At 33.1% G+C, this 2,256-nt stretch carries 2 protein-coding genes; both read right to left on the minus strand.

Annotated elements, in window-relative coordinates; all coding sequences use genetic code 11:
* Positions 1 to 129: 129 nt before the first annotated feature.
* Complete coding sequence (gene legC / locus CCO88_RS09945; RefSeq protein ID WP_002811817.1) at positions 130 to 1,272, minus strand: aminotransferase LegC; 1,143 nt, start codon at positions 1,270 to 1,272, stop codon at positions 130 to 132.
* Positions 1,265 to 2,236, minus strand: coding sequence for a 4,6-dehydratase LegB (legB, locus tag CCO88_RS09950; protein ID WP_002786732.1), 972 nt, complete (start codon positions 2,234 to 2,236; stop codon positions 1,265 to 1,267). The genes legC and legB overlap by 8 nt, the downstream gene beginning before the upstream one ends.
* Positions 2,237 to 2,256 lie beyond the last annotated feature (20 nt).

Below are 2,256 nucleotides of genomic sequence, written 5' to 3' on the forward strand. Positions count from 1 at the left end.
TCTTTTTTAGAAAAAATTTGTTCCCAAATTTTTTCATTGCTTCCCAAATTGTTTGAAATTTCTTCATTGCTAATATATTTTTTCATTAACGCTCCCATTTTAAAAAGTTTTCATTTTAACATAAATTGTTTATTTTCTTCTGACGCTGCTAGGTAAATTTACTAAACATTTTTCTAGTTTTTGCGTGTTTAAGAGTGTATCGCATTGACAATGTTTAAAAGGTTTTAAACTAGGCAAACTTTTCCAAATAGGACGCGAAAAAATTTTATTTTCCAAGCATTCTTTTAAAAAAATATCCCTTAAATTTTCGTCTTTAAAAAGCAAGGTATTGAGCCAAAAATTGCTTTTTTCATCTGCCTTTTCGTCCATAAATTCACACTTGTCATTATCTTTAAAAAATTCTTTATAAATTTTAGCCAACTCTCTTTTATTTTCTAAGAAAAATTCTAAATTTTCAAGTCCTGCAAGCAAAATTGCAGCATTGATATTACAAAGACGATAATTATATCCTATAGCATCGTGATCATATTCATAAGCATGAGGTATTCTTGCTGTGGTGCTAAGATGCCTTGCGATTTTAGCTATATTCTCATCATTGCTTAAAATTGCTCCCCCGCATCCTCCTGTGATGATTTTATTGCCATTAAAGCTTAAAATTCCACACTTTCCAAAAGTGCCTAAGGCCTTGTTTTCATAGGTGCTTCCTAAGGCTTCTGCAGCATCTTCAATTAAAAGGATGTGGTATTTTTCACAAAGCTCTTTGATGGCTTTTATATGAGCGCTTAAACCAAAGGTGTGCATAATAACACAAGCTTTGATGGGTTTGTGTGTGGTTTTGTTATAGCTAAGATTATCTTTTTGATAAGTTTGATTTTCTAAAAAATGCTCTAAAGCCTTAGGACTTAAACTTAGAGTGTTTTCATCTATATCTAAAAAAACGGGTTTTGCACCTGTATAAGCGATAGCATTGGCCGTAGCGACAAAGCTTATGCTTTGAGTGATGACTTCGCAGTTTTCATCGATACCATTAGCTAGTAAAGCGATATGAAGGGCTGCTGTGCCTGTATTTGTAGCGATAACAAAGCGTGCTTTGGTTTTTTCTTTTAAAGCTTCTTCAAAACGCGTTACAAATTCTCCCACGCTTGAAACAAAACCGCTATCAATGCACTCTAAAAGATATTTTTTCTCATTGCCTATAAAACAAGGCTCATGTAGGGCGATATTTTCTTTATTAAAAAGACTTTTTATAAAAGAAATTTCTTTTTCAAACATTATAAAGCTCACTTTTATAATTTTCTAAATTTTCTTTAAAATACTCTATGCTTTGTCTCAAGCCTTCTTCTAGACTTATTTTGCTTTGCCAATTTGTAGCTTTTTTAAGCTTGTTTGCATCGCAACAAAGTCTAAAAACTTCGCTATTTTTAGGACGCAATCTTTGTTCATCTTGGATGATTTTTACTTTAGAATCTAAAATTTTTTGTATGAGATCAAGTACTTCTTGCATGGAGTATTCCACTCCTGAGCCTATATTATAAACTTCTCCAAAATGTTTTAAATTTAAAAGAGAGATAAAACCCTCGCAAGTATCTAGCACAAAATTTAAATCCCTTTTAGGGCTTAAATCTCCTAGTTTGATTTCCTTTGCTCCACTTAAAATTTGTGTGATGATGGTAGGTATGATAGCCCTTGCGCTTTGTCTTGGTCCATAGGTGTTAAAAGGGCGTGCAATATTGACATTTAAATTAAAAGAATTATAATAACTCAGCGCCATCATATCTGCAGCGATTTTGCTTGCAGAATAAGGGCTTTGAGGTTGTAAAGGGTGTTTTTCATCGATAGGTACATAAAAGGCTGTGCCATAAACTTCGCTTGTTGAGGTGTGGATAAAATGTGAAATCTCGTTTTTTTTAGCTGCTTCGAGCATATTTAAAGTGCCATTGACATTGGTATCCACATAGCTTTGTGGGGCTGTGTAGGAGTAGGGGATAGCGATTAAAGCGCCAAGATGAAAGATCGCATCTATATTTTTGGTGATTTTTTCGCAAAAAAAACTATCTCTTAAATCCCCACTTATAACTTCCATGTCTTTTAAAAAAGGACTTTTTTCTAAATGTCCCCAAAAATTAAAAGAATTATACTGACTTAAAGCTCTGACTTTAAAACCTTTTTTGACCAAACTTTCACAAAGATGAGAACCTATAAAACCATCAGCACCTGTAACTAAAATATTTCTCACCTTCTCACCCTTTCCATCCA

Origin of the sequence: Campylobacter coli LMG 9860 (assembly GCF_000254135.1) — a bacterium.
GTDB lineage: Bacteria > Campylobacterota > Campylobacteria > Campylobacterales > Campylobacteraceae > Campylobacter_D > Campylobacter_D coli.

Coding starts and splice junctions, on each gene's coding strand:
- legC (WP_002811817.1), bottom strand. CDS start 1,272: ATGTTTGAAAAAGAAATTTCTTTTATAAAAAGTCTTTTTAATAAAGAA.